The organism is Salinisphaera japonica YTM-1 (assembly GCF_003788585.1).
Taxonomy (GTDB): Bacteria; Pseudomonadota; Gammaproteobacteria; order Nevskiales; family Salinisphaeraceae; genus Salinisphaera; species Salinisphaera japonica.
Genome location: NZ_AYKG01000048.1, coordinates 1 through 14,165, shown reverse-complemented (window position 1 = coordinate 14,165; position 14,165 = coordinate 1). Strand labels below are relative to the sequence as shown.

General features: G+C 65.4%; 16 protein-coding genes. 11 read left to right on the top strand and 5 right to left on the bottom strand.

The annotated features are described in order from the left end of the window. Positions 1-147 precede the first annotated feature (147 nt). The 3 genes from hemA (at position 148) to prmC (ending at position 3,701) form a co-directional block, all read left to right on the top strand. Entirely contained in the window at positions 148-1,467 is a 1,320-nt protein-coding gene (hemA, locus tag SAJA_RS12935) for a glutamyl-tRNA reductase (RefSeq protein WP_123659091.1), read from the top strand. Further along, entirely contained in the window at positions 1,464-2,549 is a 1,086-nt protein-coding gene (gene prfA / locus SAJA_RS12930) for a peptide chain release factor 1 (protein ID WP_123659090.1), read from the top strand. The genes hemA and prfA overlap by 4 nt, the downstream gene beginning before the upstream one ends. A gap of 267 nt (positions 2,550-2,816) precedes the next feature. Continuing rightward, positions 2,817-3,701, top strand: coding sequence for a peptide chain release factor N(5)-glutamine methyltransferase (gene prmC / locus SAJA_RS12925; RefSeq protein ID WP_123659089.1), 885 nt, complete (start codon positions 2,817-2,819; stop codon positions 3,699-3,701). Positions 3,702-3,843: 142 nt separating this feature from the next. On the opposite strand, the gene SAJA_RS12920 is transcribed toward prmC, so the two are convergent. Genes SAJA_RS12920 through SAJA_RS12910 form a run of 3 tightly spaced genes read right to left on the bottom strand, consistent with a single transcriptional unit; the run spans position 3,844 to position 5,287 of the window. Beyond that, positions 3,844-4,059 carry a type II toxin-antitoxin system HicB family antitoxin gene (locus SAJA_RS12920; RefSeq protein WP_123659088.1) on the bottom strand — a complete coding sequence of 72 codons (216 nt, stop codon included), beginning with the start codon at positions 4,057-4,059 and terminating at the stop codon, positions 3,844-3,846. Between the two features lie 9 nt (positions 4,060-4,068). Then, the gene (locus SAJA_RS12915) at positions 4,069-4,257 is read right to left on the bottom strand and encodes a type II toxin-antitoxin system HicA family toxin (RefSeq protein WP_123659087.1); all 189 of its coding nucleotides are present in this window, start codon (positions 4,255-4,257) and stop codon (positions 4,069-4,071) included. A gap of 16 nt (positions 4,258-4,273) precedes the next feature. After that, on the bottom strand, positions 4,274-5,287 hold the full coding sequence (locus SAJA_RS12910) for an isocitrate dehydrogenase (RefSeq protein ID WP_123659086.1): 1,014 nt from the start codon (positions 5,285-5,287) through the stop codon (positions 4,274-4,276). A 100-nt stretch (positions 5,288-5,387) separates the two neighbouring features. Between SAJA_RS12910 and SAJA_RS12905 the strand changes: the two genes are divergently transcribed. From SAJA_RS12905 to SAJA_RS12885, 5 genes are read left to right on the top strand one after another with little or no spacing between them, the layout of a single operon-like run. Beyond that, entirely contained in the window at positions 5,388-5,882 is a 495-nt protein-coding gene (locus SAJA_RS12905; protein WP_123659085.1) for a L,D-transpeptidase family protein, read from the top strand. Between the two features lie 13 nt (positions 5,883-5,895). Next, positions 5,896-6,891, top strand: a complete 996-nt coding sequence (locus tag SAJA_RS12900) for a cation efflux transmembrane domain-containing protein (RefSeq protein WP_184999883.1) — start codon at positions 5,896-5,898, stop codon at positions 6,889-6,891. Beyond that, a complete protein-coding gene (locus tag SAJA_RS12895) occupies positions 6,876-7,331 on the top strand; it encodes a M67 family metallopeptidase (RefSeq protein ID WP_123659083.1) in 456 nt (151 codons plus the stop codon). The genes SAJA_RS12900 and SAJA_RS12895 overlap by 16 nt, the downstream gene beginning before the upstream one ends. A gap of 33 nt (positions 7,332-7,364) precedes the next feature. Beyond that, the gene (locus SAJA_RS12890) at positions 7,365-9,071 is read left to right on the top strand and encodes a proline--tRNA ligase (RefSeq protein WP_123659082.1); all 1,707 of its coding nucleotides are present in this window, start codon (positions 7,365-7,367) and stop codon (positions 9,069-9,071) included. A 4-nt stretch (positions 9,072-9,075) separates the two neighbouring features. Next, complete coding sequence (locus SAJA_RS12885) at positions 9,076-9,648, top strand: transglycosylase SLT domain-containing protein (protein ID WP_123659081.1); 573 nt, start codon at positions 9,076-9,078, stop codon at positions 9,646-9,648. Between the two features lies 1 nt (position 9,649). Here the strand turns inward: SAJA_RS12885 and hda are convergent, their stop codons facing one another. Continuing rightward, positions 9,650-10,342 (bottom strand): DnaA regulatory inactivator Hda, encoded by a 693-nt coding sequence (gene hda / locus SAJA_RS12880; RefSeq protein ID WP_221180238.1) that lies wholly within the window; start codon positions 10,340-10,342, stop codon positions 9,650-9,652. Between the two features lie 102 nt (positions 10,343-10,444). Continuing rightward, complete coding sequence (locus SAJA_RS12875) at positions 10,445-11,491, bottom strand: AI-2E family transporter (RefSeq protein WP_123659079.1); 1,047 nt, start codon at positions 11,489-11,491, stop codon at positions 10,445-10,447. 123 nt (positions 11,492-11,614) lie between these two features. Here SAJA_RS12875 and purM point away from each other — a divergent pair, with 123 nt between their 5' ends. From purM to SAJA_RS12860, 3 genes are read left to right on the top strand one after another with little or no spacing between them, the layout of a single operon-like run. Then, the gene (purM, locus tag SAJA_RS12870; RefSeq protein WP_123659078.1) at positions 11,615-12,682 is read left to right on the top strand and encodes a phosphoribosylformylglycinamidine cyclo-ligase; all 1,068 of its coding nucleotides are present in this window, start codon (positions 11,615-11,617) and stop codon (positions 12,680-12,682) included. Beyond that, positions 12,679-13,347 (top strand): phosphoribosylglycinamide formyltransferase, encoded by a 669-nt coding sequence (gene purN, locus SAJA_RS12865; RefSeq protein WP_221180237.1) that lies wholly within the window; start codon positions 12,679-12,681, stop codon positions 13,345-13,347. Before purM ends, purN begins: the two co-directional genes overlap by 4 nt. After that, positions 13,347-14,102, top strand: a complete 756-nt coding sequence (locus tag SAJA_RS12860) for a DUF3108 domain-containing protein (protein ID WP_123659077.1) — start codon at positions 13,347-13,349, stop codon at positions 14,100-14,102. The genes purN and SAJA_RS12860 overlap by 1 nt, the downstream gene beginning before the upstream one ends. The last annotated feature ends 63 nt before the right edge of the window (positions 14,103-14,165 follow it).

The window sequence follows — 14,165 nt, the reverse complement described above, 5'->3', positions numbered from 1 at the left end:
CGTCTTGCCGCAAAACAGCGCTTGGCGCGGGCCCGCATGAAACGGCAACAGGCCCTAAGGCCGGGCCAATGGCCACGATTGTTTTTGTCTTGCCTGATTCGCATCCCGATTGCCCCAGAGCTATGACGCGCACGGTAGAATGCGCGCATGTCACTGCTCACCGTGGGCCTGAATCACAATACCGCCGCCCTGTCGATTCGCGAAGCAGTGGCGTTCCCGGCCGATCAGTTTGCCAGTGCCCTGGATGATTTTCTGCGTCTGCCTCAAATCCGGGAAGGGGCGATTCTGTCGACCTGTAATCGCACCGAACTCTACGCGATTATCGACGACGGGCTGACAACGGACGATGACGCCGGTCTGCGCGCGTGGTTGGCCGCCCAGCGCGGGCTTGATCTGGCAACGCTTCAGGATTGTTTCTATATCCACCGCGGGCGCGAGGTGGTGCGCCACAGCCTGTGCGTGGCCGCCGGGCTGGACTCGATGATCCTCGGCGAGCCACAGATTCTGGGCCAGATGAAAGACGCCTATCGCACCGCCCAGGCGGCCCGCGGCACGGGCACACTGCTCACCCGGCTGTTCGAGCACAGCTTCACCGTGGCCAAGAGCGTGCGCAGCCAGACCGAGATCGGCGCCAGCCCGGTATCGGTGGCCTATGCCGGTGTCTCGTTGGCGCGCCAGATCTTCACTGATGTTTCTGAATCCTGTGCGCTGATGATCGGCGCGGGCGACACCATCGAGCTGACCGCGCGCTATCTGGCCGAGATCGGCGTCTCGCGCATGATCTTTGCCAATCGCAGCCTGGACAAGGCCCAGGAGCTGGCCACGCGCTATCACGGCTATGCGCTGTCGCTGGCCGATGTGCCCACGCACCTCGCCGAGGCCGATCTGTTGATCGCCTCCACCGCCGCGCCCAGCCATATCGTGACCGCGGATCAAATCAAGAAGGCGCTGCGCAAGCGTCGTCGCAAACCGATGTTCGCTCTCGATCTGGCCGTGCCGCGCGATATCGAGCCCAGCGCGGCCAAGTTCGAGGATCTGTATCTGTATACGGTCGATGATCTGCAAAGCGTGATCGACGACAACAAGCGGTCGCGCCAGGCAGCGGCCGAAGCCGCGCATGCCATCATCGACGCGCGGATCGATCAATATCTGGAATGGGTCGACGCACGCCAGGCGACCGCCACGATCCGCGAAATACGCGCCGGCGCCGAGGCCAAACGCGATCAAGCCATCGCCCGGGCCCGCCGACGTCTGGCCCGCGGTGAGGATGCCGATGCGGTGATGGCCGACATGGCGCGTATCCTGACCAACAAACTCATGCACGAGCCGACGGCCACGCTTCGCAAAGCGGTCGGCGCCCGCCAACAACGCCTGCTCGGCCCGGCCCGAGAGCTGTTCGAGCTGGGCGACGAGGCCGACGACACGCCGTCTGCGCCCGGCCCGGACAACCCCCGCGAGACCCGATGAAAGATTCTCTACGCGCCAAACTCGATGAGCTGATCGAACGCCACGAAGACCTGGCTTATTCGATGTCGGATCCCGAGGTCATCAACGACCAGGACAAGTTCCGACGTATGTCCCAGGAATACGCCCAGCTCGAGTCGTTGGCCCAGGATTATCGGGCCTGGCGCGATCTCACCGGCGAGGTCGAGGGTCTGGAAGACATGGAAAACGGCGACGACGCCGAGCTGGCGGAGATGGCCGAAGCCGAGCTGGCGGACGCCCGCCCGAAGATCGTGGCTCTGGAAGAAGCGCTGCGCCGTCATCTGATCCCCAGGGATCCCAACGACAACGCCAACCTGTATCTGGAAATCCGAGCCGGCACCGGCGGCGACGAGGCGGCCCTGTTCGCGGGCGATCTGTTGCGCATGTATACCGCCTATGCCGAAAAACAGGGCTGGAAGGTCGAACTGCTCTCCGCCTCGGCCGGCGAGCACGGCGGCTACAAGGAGGTCATCTCGCGGGTGATCGGCACCGGGGCATTCTCTCAGCTGAAGTTCGAATCCGGCGCGCATCGCGTCCAGCGCGTACCGGCCACCGAGTCCCAGGGCCGGATCCATACCTCGGCCTGTACCGTGGCCGTGCTGCCGGAAATGGATGCAGTCTCCGAGATCAAGATCGATCCCAGCGACCTGCGCGTGGACACGTTCCGCTCATCCGGTGCCGGCGGCCAGCACGTCAACACCACCGATTCGGCGATTCGTATCACCCACCTGCCGACCGGCGTGGTGGTCGAATGCCAGCAAGAGCGCTCCCAGCACAAGAACCGTGCCCAGGCCATGAGCCTGCTCCAGACCAAACTGATGACGGCCGAGCAGGACAAACAGGCCAATGAACAGGCCGCCGCGCGCAAGCGCCTGGTCGGCAGCGGCGATCGCTCGGAGCGGATTCGGACCTACAACTATCCGCAGGGGCGCGTGACCGACCACCGCATCAATCTCACGCTCTACAAACTGGAACAGATCGTCCAGGGCGATCTCGATGACATCGTGCAAGCGCTGACCAGCGAGCATCAGGCCGACCTGCTGGCCGAGATGGGCGCGGCCTAGGGCGTGTCGTCATGAGATATGCCGTCGCATTGCCCGCGCCGGGCGTGTCAGGCAAGGCGCGGGCCGCCGAGCGTGGCCCGCCACGGTCAAGGTTCGTAACGCGGCATGGCGCGTCCGGCGCGAGCAACCCCGTAGGGGCCGGTGGCCAAGCCCCGGCAATCCTGCGCCATAGTCGATTTTTAGGGGCTCGTTTACGTGGAATAACCACGCTGCCCTCGCGATGCCTTGTCTTGCCGCGGCTTGGCCGCCGGTGCGCCGGCTTATCTTATGACGACACGCCCTAGGGCCTTGGCCGATCACGCGATAACCCTGGCCGAGTGGCGTCGCGCCGCGACCGGACGCCTGGCCCGCGACAACGCGGCCGACAACGCCGAGGCCGAGGTCCGGTGGCTGGTCGAACACGTGCTCGGCCTGACCACGACACAGCTCATTCTGGCCGAGCCCAACACGCTGGCCGCTGGCGATCACGAGCGCCTGGAGGCGGTTTTGGCGCGTCGCCTGTCCGGCGTACCGCTGGCCCAGATCATCGGCCGGGCCGATTTCGGCCCGCTGGAACTCCGGGTGACGCCGGACGTGCTGATTCCGCGCGCCGATACCGAGGTACTCGTGGAAACGGTTCTAGCGGCGTTTGGCGCCGAGCGCGATCGAGACGTGATCGATCTGGGCACCGGCAGCGGCGCGATCGCCTTGATGCTCGCCGAGGCGCGCCCGGCCTGGCAGATCACCGCGACCGATCGCAGCCCGGCCGCACTGGCCGTGGCCCGCGACAACGCCGCCGCGCTGGGTCTCGGCCACGTCACCTTCATCGAGTCGGACTGGTTCGCGAGTCTGGGTGATCAACGCTTTGACGTCGTCGTGGCCAATCCGCCGTATATCGACGCCGAAGACGCGCATCTGGCAGCACTCACCCACGAGCCGCGCCAGGCTCTGGTCGCCGCCGACCACGGTCTGGCTGACCTGGCCGCCATCGCCGCCGCCGCCCCGCGCCATCTGCGCCCCGGCGGCGGGCTGTTCGTCGAACACGGCCACGACCAGGGCGAGCCTGTGCGGGCCCTGCTCGTCGCGGCCGGCTTTTCAAGCGTGGCAACCCGGCCCGACCACGCCGGTCGCGATCGTGTGACCGGTGGGCTGCTCAATCGCGGCCACGAATAAAAGCAAGTTTTTTATCCGCCGATGGACGCCGATTGAACGCAGACGAAAGACAGCTCGTTCTCAGCGCCGAGCGTGGTTGTGTCGCGGGTAGCCCGCAGTGCGAGACACGAGGGCGGGTTGAGCAACCGACGGCGGCGATCTTTTATGCCGCTGTGACCTCAACAACTTCGCTGCTCGAATGCGGGACAGGAAACGACTCACCCTCCTGTTTCAAACCGTCGAGATGAAACTCGATGGCTTCATGAATCAACCCCATGACTTCGTCCCGCGTTTCTCCCGCGGCGATGCAGCCGGGCAAATCCGGCACGTAAGCGCCCCAGCTTTCAGGGCCCTGTTCAACAACAACCATGTATTTCATGTGGGCCACCTACTTCTTGAGACCGGCTTGCTTGAGGATATTACTCGCCGTGCCCGGCGGCACGTCGACGCTCGGCTTACCTGCAATCGTGACAATACCGATTTTAGCCGGGTGCCTGAACTGTCGATGACTGCCTTTCATGCGAACCTGTTGCCAGCCGTCGGCTTCTACCCGCTTTATCAGCTCTGCGACCTCCATGAACCCGGTCCGGCGATCACCGCAGCCGGGAAATGACGGCCTCGGTGAAGGACGATGTGCTGCCCTCGCCGCCCAGATCAGGCGTGGTGCGATCGCCTTCGGCAATGGCGGCGCGTACGGCCTCGCGTATTTGCGTGGCCCGCTCGGGCTGGTCGATATGATCGAGCATGAGAGCGGCCGCCAGGATCACGGACGTGGGGTTGGCGATGCCCTGGCCGGCGATATCCGGCGCGCTGCCGTGCACGGCCTCGAACATCGCGCATTTGTCGCCGATGTTGGCGCCGGGCGCCAGGCCCAGGCCGCCGATCAGCCCGGCACAGAGATCCGACAGGATATCGCCGAACAGATTGGTGGTGACGATGACGTCGAAGTTCTTCGGCTCCATGACAAGCTTCATGGCACAGGCATCGACGATCAGCTCTTCGTGCTCGAGATCATCGTACTGCTCGGCCAGCTCGCGGCCCACTTCGAGAAACAGCCCCGAGGTGGATTTCATGATGTTGGCCTTGTGCGCCAGCGTGACTTTCTTGCGCCCACGCGCGCGTGCCATCTCGAAGGCGAACTTGAGGATGCGCTCGCACTGTTCACGGGTGATGACCGACAAGGCCTCGGCGCGCTGGCCGTCGTCAGAGACGGTCTGGCCTTCACCGGAGTACATGCCGCCCTTGTTTTCACGAACCGTGATGATGTCAAGATCGTCGTAGCGCGATTTCGTGCCCGGCAGGCTGATCGTGGGCCGCACGTTGGCATACAGGTCGAAATGCTTGCGCATGGCCACGTTGACCGAGCGATAGCCGCCGCCGGACGGCGTGGTCACCGGGCCTTTCAAGACCAGACCGGTACGCTCGATCGAGGCCAGCGCGTCATCGGGTAGCGGATCATCGGCACCGCCGTCGAGTGCGGCCTTGCCCACGGCAACTTCCTCGATGTCGAACGTCGCACCCACGGCGTCGAGCACCGACAGGGCCGCGTCGACGATATCGGGACCGATTCCATCACCTTTAATAACGGTCAGGGGCCTTTGCGCCATATGATCCTTGCCTTGACGGCGAGCGAACGCCTGTCGTATGAGCTTTATGGCATCCTATCAGTTGTCGAATCACGGCATTGTTTCAACCAGCGGATCCCCTATGCGAGGCCTGTTACACGCACTGCTCATCGCAACAATCACAGCGTGGGCCGCAGGCCAGGCCGCGCTCGCCAGCCCCCAGACGCCGGCCGATCTGGTGGTCGTGATGAAATCAGAGCGGGTGCTGTATCTGTACCAGGGCGGGCGTATCGTGGGGCAGTATCCGGTCGCCCTCGGCGCATCACCTTTGGGCACGAAACAGATGGTGGGCGATAACAAGACGCCGATCGGGGCTTATACCCTGGATTGGCGCAACCCCAACAGTGATTTCCATCGCTCGTTGCATATCAGCTACCCGGATAGTCAAGACCGCGCACAGGCCGCGGTTCTCGGCGTGCCGCCCGGCTCGAACATCATGATTCACGGCCAGCCGGGCTATGATAATCGCCTGCGTACCGGCGACTGGACCGACGGCTGTATCGCGGTCTCGGATACAGCCATCGACGATATCTGGTCACGCGTGGCCGACGGCACGCCGATCCATATCTATCCGTGAGCCGGTAAGCCAGATGCCGAGTTCGCCGCCGCATGCCGCGGCCGCATCGCACCAGCGCCGGTTGCCGGCCGACAAGGAAAAAGAGCTGGCCGCCGCGCGTCGTCAGGAATGGGCCACATGGGGGCTGCGCCTGACCGTGATCGCCGCACTCTACGGCGTGGTGGGCAACAGTCAGGCGTTATCGGCCATCTGGTTCAAAAGCCTGTGGGCGCTCTGGCCCCCGCTGGCGTTTCTCGCCGCCTCGGCGCTTGAGCGGCGCCCGCCGAGCCGGCGGTTTCCGTTCGGTTTTTATCGCGCGGTGAGCATCGGCTTTTTGACCTCGGCGTTGTCGCTGGTGGCCATGGGCGCTTATCTGATCGTCTCCGGCCTGCAATCAAACGTCTTGGATGATCCTGACAAACTGGCCACGATCAGCGCGATGCCGGCCTGGTGGCAATGGCCCGGCTGGTGGGTGGTCGCAGCTCTGGCCTACAGCATGGCCGTGCCACTGGTCATTGGCCGCCGGCGCAAGGCCCATGCCATCAACCTGCACGACAAGGGCCTCTATGCCGATGCCTCGATGGGCCAGGTGAACTGGATGGCCGCAGCCACGGCGATCTGCGGCGTTCTGGGTATCGGTCTGGGCGCGGCGTGGCTGGATATCGCGGCCACCTTGCTCATCGGTGTGGCCGTGTTCGGCCAGGGGCTGCGTCATCTGTATACCGCGATCTGTGATCTGATGGACGAGGTGCCGCGCGAGCTGGGCAGCCATCGCATCACGCCGCTGGTGGCCAAAATCCACCGCCAGATACAGGCCGAGCCCTGGGTCGAGACGGTTCGCGTTCGTCTGCGCGAGGAGGGTCGCATGCTGACCGGCATTGCGCTCATTTGTCCGGACGAAAGCCGTGCCCGGCTCGTCGATATGGAAGCGCTGCGAGACACGATCACCGATCTCGACTGGCGCCTGCTGGATTTTCAACTGGTGCCGGTCTCGCGGGCGGACTTCGAGCGGGAATGCAGCGCCCGATGAGCCGGGCCGTGCCGGCCCTTCGCCTGCCCCGCGAGCTGGCAGCGGGTTTGATCACGCGTGCGACGGGCGCGGCCGGCCACGAGATATGCGGCCTGCTGACCGGGGCCGAGGCCGTCCGGGCAGGCCATGATCTGACGATCGCCAACCGGGCCACGCGCGCCGCCGATCGTTTTCAGATGGATATCGGCCAGCAGATCGAGGCCTTCCGGGCGACCCGTCGTGCCGGGCATGTCATCGTTGCTATCTATCACTCGCACCCGATCGGCGAGGCCGTGCCTTCGGGGCATGATCGCCGCGGCCATGGCTACCCGGCCATTCCCGCGATCATCGTCGCGCCCGGCGCTGAGGCCGATGTTATCCGGGCTTGGTGGCTCGAACCCGGCTCGGCCGCGGAATGCCCGCTCATCATCGAGCCGGCCGAAGGCGCTGCTTTTTTGTAGAATCGCGTCCTGTTCTTCTGATTAAGACCCGCGATGCGTTTATCCCGTCTGGCCCTGGCCACCACCAAGGAAACCCCGGCCGATGCCGAGATCGTCTCGCACCAGCTGATGCTGCGTGCCGGCATGATCCGTCGGCTGGGGGCCGGGCTGTATACGTGGTCGCCGCTGGGCATGCGGGTACTGCGCAAGGTCGAGGCGATCATCCGGGCCGAGATGGCCGCCATCGACGCGCTGGAGATTCTCATGCCGGCGGTACAACCCGCCGAGCTGTGGCAGGAATCCGGGCGCTGGCAGGCCATGGGCCCGCTCATGCTGCGCATGACCGATCGGGCCGAGCGTGAGTACTGCTTCGGGCCGACGCACGAAGAAGTCGTCACCGATTACATCAAACGCGACGTGCGCAGCTACAAGCAGCTGCCGCTGACGGTCTATCAGATCCAGACCAAGTTCCGAGACGAGATCCGGCCGCGCTTCGGCCTGATGCGCGCGCGTGAGTTCATCATGAAGGACGCCTACTCTTTCCATATGGACGATGCCGGCCTGGACCATGAATACCAGGCCATGCGCGGAGCCTACGCGAAGATTCTCGATCGCATGGGGCTGGATTATCGCGTGGTGGCCGCGGATTCGGGGGCCATCGGCGGGGCCAAGTCCGAAGAGTTTCATGTGCTGGCCCACTCGGGCGAGGACGAGCTGGCCGTGGCCAGCGAAGGCGGCTATGCCGCCAATATCGAGGCCGCGGTCACCCGGGCCGGCGACGGCCCCCGCGGCGCACCCGGCGCCGCGCTGAAAAAGATCGACACCCCCGGCGTGACCACGATCGCCGGCCTGGCCGAGCACTTGAAGGTGCCCGAAAGCGCCACCGCCAAGGCGATCGTGGTGATGGGCGAGTCGGGTGATCCCGTACTGCTCATGCTGCGCGGTGATCACATGCTCAACGCCATCAAGGCCGAACAGCTGCCCGGTATCGCCACGCCCCTGACCATGGCCGATGAAGCCACCATCCGTGAGCATTTCGGTGCCGGGCCCGGCTCGCTCGGCCCGGTCAACGCCACGGTTGAGGTCATCGCCGATCACGCGCTGGCCAACGTGGCCGACATGGTCGTGGGGGCCAACTACGACGGCGCCCACTTCACCGGCTTCAACTGGGGCCGCGACCACCCCGAACCGCGGTTTGCCGATCTGCGCAATATCGTGGCCGGTGATACCAGCCCCGACGGCCAGGGCACGATCGATATTCTGCGCGGTATCGAGGTCGGCCATGTCTTCCAGCTGGGCGACAAATACAGCCGTGCCCTGAACCTGACCGTGCTCAACGAATCCGGCGCCGAGGTCGTGCCACAGATGGGCTGCTACGGCTTTGGCGTCTCGCGCGTGGTGGCCGCGGCCATCGAGCAATGCCACGACGACGCCGGCATCGTCTGGCCCGCGGCGATCGCCCCGTTCGAGTTGGTGATCGTGCCGATCAAGGCCGATAAATCACAGGCCGTGCGCGATGCCTGCGAGACACTGTATTCCGAGCTGAAAGCCGCCGGCGTGGACGTGGCCTACGATGATCGCGGCCTGCGGCCCGGCCCGATGTTCGCCGACGCCGAGCTGATCGGCATCCCGCATCGGATCGTGGTCTCGGACCGGGGCCTGGAGGCCGGTCGGCTCGAATACAAGGGCCGCGCGGATACCGAGAACAGCGACGTGGCCCATGATATCGACGCCATCCGGGACAAGATCGGTCACCGTTAGCCCCATGCGGCGCGCCGGCGTGGTACTGGCCTGCCTGCTCGTCTGGGGCACGGCGTGGCCGGCGGCCCGCGCCCCGGCTACGCTGAACCCGGCCATGCGGGCCACCCTGGCCCGCGCGGTCGCGGCCAGCCCCGGCTTCGACAACCGCTTCGCCGCCGAGGTCTGGCTGGTGGATATGTCGCGCCGATTGGCGCATTTCGTGCCGGACGTGACCCGGCGCCTGGCATTATTGCGAGACGTGCACGCCGCCGCCAGCGAGGCCGGCGTGTCCCCGGAGGTGGTGCTGGCCGTGATCGAGGTCGAATCGCACTTCAAGCGTTTCGCGCTGTCTTCAGCCGGTGCCCGCGGGTTGATGCAGGTCATGCCGTTCTGGCGCGACGAAATCGGCACGGCTGACGACAACCTGTTCGCAAGAGCCACCAACCTGCGCTACGGCTGCGCGATTCTGGCGGTCTATCTAGCGCGTGAACACGGCCGGCTCGCCCCGGCCCTGGCGCGCTATAACGGCAGCACGGGCCGCACGATCTATTCTGATCGTGTCCTGGCCGCGCTACGCCGTCACTGGCGTATCGACTGAGCTAGACCGTATCCAGCGCCTGCTTGACGAACGGAATGGTCAGCCGACGCTGGGCGGCCAACGAGGCCCGGTCCAGCGTATCCAGCGTGGCCATCAGCGTGGGCACGTCGCTGTCGGCATGCTTGAGGATCCAGCGCGCGGTGGGCTCGGGCAGCGTCATCCCGCGCTGGGCACCCCGCTCGACCAACAGCGCAATCTTGTCGTCGTCATCCAGCGCGCGACAACACACCGCCCCGCCCCAGGCCAGGCGCGTGGCCAGATCGGGCAGTGCCAGGCCCAGCTCGCGCGGCAGGCGCGAGCCCGCGGCCACCAGGCGGCTACCGCGGGCACGCAGCGCGTCGGACAGCCCCACCAGGGCGATCTCGGCCTCGCGCTGGCCGGCGATGACGTCAATATCATCGATACAGACACAGTCCATCTCGGCTAGATTCTCGATCAGCGGCTGCAGTCGCTGGCGCACCTGGCCCAGCGGCAGATAACAGCTGCGTTTACCGGCATCACCGACCGCGCGACAGGCGGCCTGTAACAGGTGCGTCTTGCCGCTGGCCTCGGGCCCGGCCAGGTACAGGCGCTCGGCACGGCCGGCGATGATCTGGGCGATCGAGGCTCGCGCCTCGGCGTTGACGTCGCCCACGAACGCCTCGAGCGTGGCCGAAGCCGGCAGCTGAACACCGAGCACGAGCTGGACGGTCATAGGCAAGCAAGCCCAATAAGAAAAACGAAAACACAGCGCAGAAGACGATCAGCATGCCGGGCCGGACCGGCCGCCACAACCGAGCCGGCCCGGCCGAAACAGTCAATCCTGCAGATACAGCTGGCTATCGCGCCACTGGCGCCCGCCGTAGCGCACCAGCACGGCCAGTACCGCAGCCGTCGGCAGCGCCAGCAATACGCCGATAAAGCCAAACAGCTGGCCGCCGGCCAACACCGCAAAGATCACCCAGACCGGATGCAGCCCGATGGCATCGCCCAGCAATAGCGGCTGAAGTACGACCTGCTCCATCACCTGGCCGATGCCGAAGACCAGAAAGACCCACAGCACCTGTACCGGGTCCCCGGTCTGAACCAGCATGGCCAGCGAGGCAAACGATACGCCGGACAACACGCCGACATAGGGCACGAAGCTCACGATACCGGCGCCCAGGCCGATGACCAGGGCCAGATCCAGCCCGGCCAGCCACAGCCCGACGATATAGATCGTGCCCAATACCAGCATGACCAGGCCCTGGCCCCGCAAAAAATGGCCCAGCACCTCGTCGGTCTCGCGGGCCAGCCCGGTGGCCGTGTCGACATACCGCCGAGGCAGCTGGTCACGAATGAAGCCGGTCATCCGGTCCCAGTCGCGCAACAGATAGAACATGATCACCGGGATCAAGAGCAGGTTGACGGCCCAAGAGAACAACGCGGTGCCCGAGGTCAGGGCCTTCTTGAGCACCGTGGTGGCCACGCCACTGGCCGAGCCCCAGTTGTTGGTCACAAGATTCTGTATGGAGCGCGCATCGATGCCGCCGACGCCCGGTGCCACCCGTTGAATCCAGGGATTGAGCGTGCGCTGGACCCAGTCCAGGTAGCGCGGCACGTTGCGCAGCAGCGTCTCGAACTGTGCCTGGAGCACGGGCAGCACCAGAAACACCGTCAGCGTCGTGGTCAGGATCATGACCAGAAACACGATGATCACGCCCAGCGTGCGGCCCAGTTTCAAACGCTCCAACCGGTCCACGATCGGGTCACAGACATAAGCCAGGCCGGCCCCCAGCACGAACGGCAAGAGCATGCCGTGCAGCAGGACGATGATCGCCACGAAACCGGCGATTGCAATAGCAGCAAGCGTGCGACCGCGCATAGTTTCAGGTCCGATCGGTCGTGAACCGCGCCCGATCCACGAAAAGATAGCGAATCGGTACAATAGCACGCACATACCGGCGTCCTGCCGATCCGATTCTTCCAAGCAACAGGCCAGCCTCACGTGAGCGAGCGTTCTACATCATCGGGCGATGCGCCCGGCCTGACCTATGCCGATGCCGGCGTGGATATCGATGCCGGCAACCGCCTGGTCGATGCCATCCGCGGCCCGGTCGAAGCCACGCGCCGGCCCGAAGTCATCGGCACCCTGGGCGGTTTTGGCGGCCTGTTCGAGCTACCCGTCGATCGCTACAGGCGCCCCGTGCTGGTCTCGGGCACCGACGGCGTGGGCACCAAGCTGCGCCTGGCTATCGACCATGACCGCTACGACGGTATCGGTATCGATCTGGTGGCCATGTGTGTCAATGACGTGCTGGTCACCGGCGCCGAGCCCCTGTTCTTTCTGGATTACTACGCCACGGCCCATCTGGATCCGGCCGTGGCCACGCCTGTGATTCAGAGTATCGCCGAGGGGTGTCGCCAGGCCGGTGCAGCCCTGGTGGGCGGTGAGACCGCCGAAATGCCGGGCATGTATCGCGAGGGTGATTTCGATCTGGCGGGCTTCTCGGTCGGCGTGGTCGAGTACGACAAACGCATCGATGGCAGCGCCTGTGGCGTGGGCGACGTCGTACTCGGCCTGGCCGCCAGCGGGCCGCATGCCAACGGCTATTCGCTCGTGCGGCGTATTCTGGATCACGCCGGTATCGATCCCGCAGCCGAAACCCTGGGCGAGGCCAGCCTACTGGATGCCCTGATGGCACCCACGCGCATCTATGTCCAGGCCATCCACGCGCTGCTGGGCGCCTGTGACGTCCACGCCATGGCCCATATCACCGGCGGCGGCCTGGCCGAGAACTTCGCGCGTGTGCTGCCCGACGGGATCGGTGCGCAGCTGGATCAGCAGGCCTGGCGCCGGCCGCCCGTCTTCGACTGGCTGGCCGCGGCCGGCCAGGTGGCCGACGGCGAAATGGCGCGCACCTTCAATAACGGCATCGGGTTCTGTGTCGTGGTGCCGGCTGATCAGGCCGGTAAAGCCATCGAGACGCTGACCGCAGCCGGCGAGACGGTATATACCCTGGGTGCGCTCTACGCGCGTGACGAAGAACATCCGGCCGTCGTGTTTTCTTCATGAGCGATATGCCAGCCCAAAAACCGCGGATCGTCGTACTGATCTCGGGGCGCGGCCGTAATCTCGAGGCCATTCATCAGGCTATCGAGCGTGGCGAGCTGAACGCCAAGATCGTGCTTGTGGCCAGCAACAAGACTCGAGCCCCGGGCCTGGGCTATGCCCGCCTGGCCGGACTGCCCACGGTCGCGATTGCACCGCGCGCATTCGCCGATCGGGAAAGCTACGACACCGCCCTGGCCCGACGCGTGGCTGCAGCCCGGCCCGACTGGGTGGTGCTGGCCGGCTTCATGCGGGTGTTGAGTGATGCATTCATCGCCCCGTTTGCCGGGCGGATCGTGAATATCCATCCGTCGCTGCTACCCAAGTACAAGGGCCTGCACACACACGCCCGCGCGCTTGCCGCCGGCGATACCCACCACGGGGCCAGCGTGCATCTGGTTATACCCGCGCTCGACGAAGGTCCGGTCGTGCGCCAGGGGCGCATCCGCATCACGGCCGACGATACGGAACAAACACTGGCCGATCGCGTGCTTGACCGGATCGAGCGCCCGTTGTATGCCGCCGCCCTGGCCGACCTGTTCGAGGCCCGGGTCACGGCCGGGGACGACGGCGCGCTGTATCGCGACGGCAATCGCCAGGACACCCCGCCTGTACAGGACTACGATTGATGCGCCGGCTGATTATCGCCCTCACCGCCGGTCTGGCGCTGACGGCCAGTGCACCGGTCATGGCGGCGCCGAGCCAGCCCACCTCAGCAGGACTGGCCAGCGCCACCACGCCGTTCACCGCCCGCTTCACGGTCAACAAGGCCGGGCTTGCCCTCGGAGATACCCGGTTTTCGCTGCGCGCGGCCGACGCGCCTCATTGTTTTATCTATCGCGGCCAAGCCAACCCCAACGCCTTCGTCAAACTCTTTCTCGGGGATATCGACGAGAGTTCGCGGTTCTGTCTGGTCGATGGCCGGGTGCGGCCCATGCGGTTCTCCCACGCCGAGGACGGCGAGCCGCGCAAGAGCTATACGCTGGTCTTCGACTGGTCGGCGGGCAAGATCCGGTATACCGATAAGGCCGGGCGCAAGCGCGTATTCGATACCCGGCCCGGCGTACAGGATCCGCTGTCACTACAGATCGCGGCCCGGGCCTGGGTGGCGGGCCTGGCTCGGCCGGCGCGCGCCGATAAAAGCTTCCCGCTGGCCGACGATGACGGCATCAAGATGTTTGCGCTGACGACCGCGCCGGCCGGCACGGTCAAGACCGCCGGGCGCAGCTACGACACACAGAAAGTCAGCCGTACAGACAGCGCTGATCACACGCTGGAACTCTGGCTGGCACCGGCCGCGCGTTATATCCCGGTGAAGGTCACGACCGGCAAGGACGGCAAAGTCTTTACCATGAGTGCTGACCGGATCACTGTCGACAACTGACAAGGGCGTGTCGTCATGAGATATGACGTCGCATTGCTCGCGCCGGGCGTGTCAGGCAAGGCG

Coding starts and splice junctions, on each gene's coding strand:
- hemA (WP_123659091.1), top strand. CDS start 148: ATGTCACTGCTCACCGTGGGCCTGAATCACAATACCGCCGCCCTGTCG.
- prfA (WP_123659090.1), top strand. CDS start 1,464: ATGAAAGATTCTCTACGCGCCAAACTCGATGAGCTGATCGAACGCCAC.
- prmC (WP_123659089.1), top strand. CDS start 2,817: ATGACGACACGCCCTAGGGCCTTGGCCGATCACGCGATAACCCTGGCC.
- SAJA_RS12920 (WP_123659088.1), bottom strand. CDS start 4,059: ATGAAATACATGGTTGTTGTTGAACAGGGCCCTGAAAGCTGGGGCGCT.
- SAJA_RS12915 (WP_123659087.1), bottom strand. CDS start 4,257: ATGGAGGTCGCAGAGCTGATAAAGCGGGTAGAAGCCGACGGCTGGCAA.
- SAJA_RS12910 (WP_123659086.1), bottom strand. CDS start 5,287: ATGGCGCAAAGGCCCCTGACCGTTATTAAAGGTGATGGAATCGGTCCC.
- SAJA_RS12905 (WP_123659085.1), top strand. CDS start 5,388: ATGCGAGGCCTGTTACACGCACTGCTCATCGCAACAATCACAGCGTGG.
- SAJA_RS12900 (WP_184999883.1), top strand. CDS start 5,896: ATGCCGAGTTCGCCGCCGCATGCCGCGGCCGCATCGCACCAGCGCCGG.
- SAJA_RS12895 (WP_123659083.1), top strand. CDS start 6,876: ATGCAGCGCCCGATGAGCCGGGCCGTGCCGGCCCTTCGCCTGCCCCGC.
- SAJA_RS12890 (WP_123659082.1), top strand. CDS start 7,365: ATGCGTTTATCCCGTCTGGCCCTGGCCACCACCAAGGAAACCCCGGCC.
- SAJA_RS12885 (WP_123659081.1), top strand. CDS start 9,076: ATGCGGCGCGCCGGCGTGGTACTGGCCTGCCTGCTCGTCTGGGGCACG.
- hda (WP_221180238.1), bottom strand. CDS start 10,342: ATGACCGTCCAGCTCGTGCTCGGTGTTCAGCTGCCGGCTTCGGCCACG.
- SAJA_RS12875 (WP_123659079.1), bottom strand. CDS start 11,491: ATGCGCGGTCGCACGCTTGCTGCTATTGCAATCGCCGGTTTCGTGGCG.
- purN (WP_221180237.1), top strand. CDS start 12,679: ATGAGCGATATGCCAGCCCAAAAACCGCGGATCGTCGTACTGATCTCG.
- SAJA_RS12860 (WP_123659077.1), top strand. CDS start 13,347: ATGCGCCGGCTGATTATCGCCCTCACCGCCGGTCTGGCGCTGACGGCC.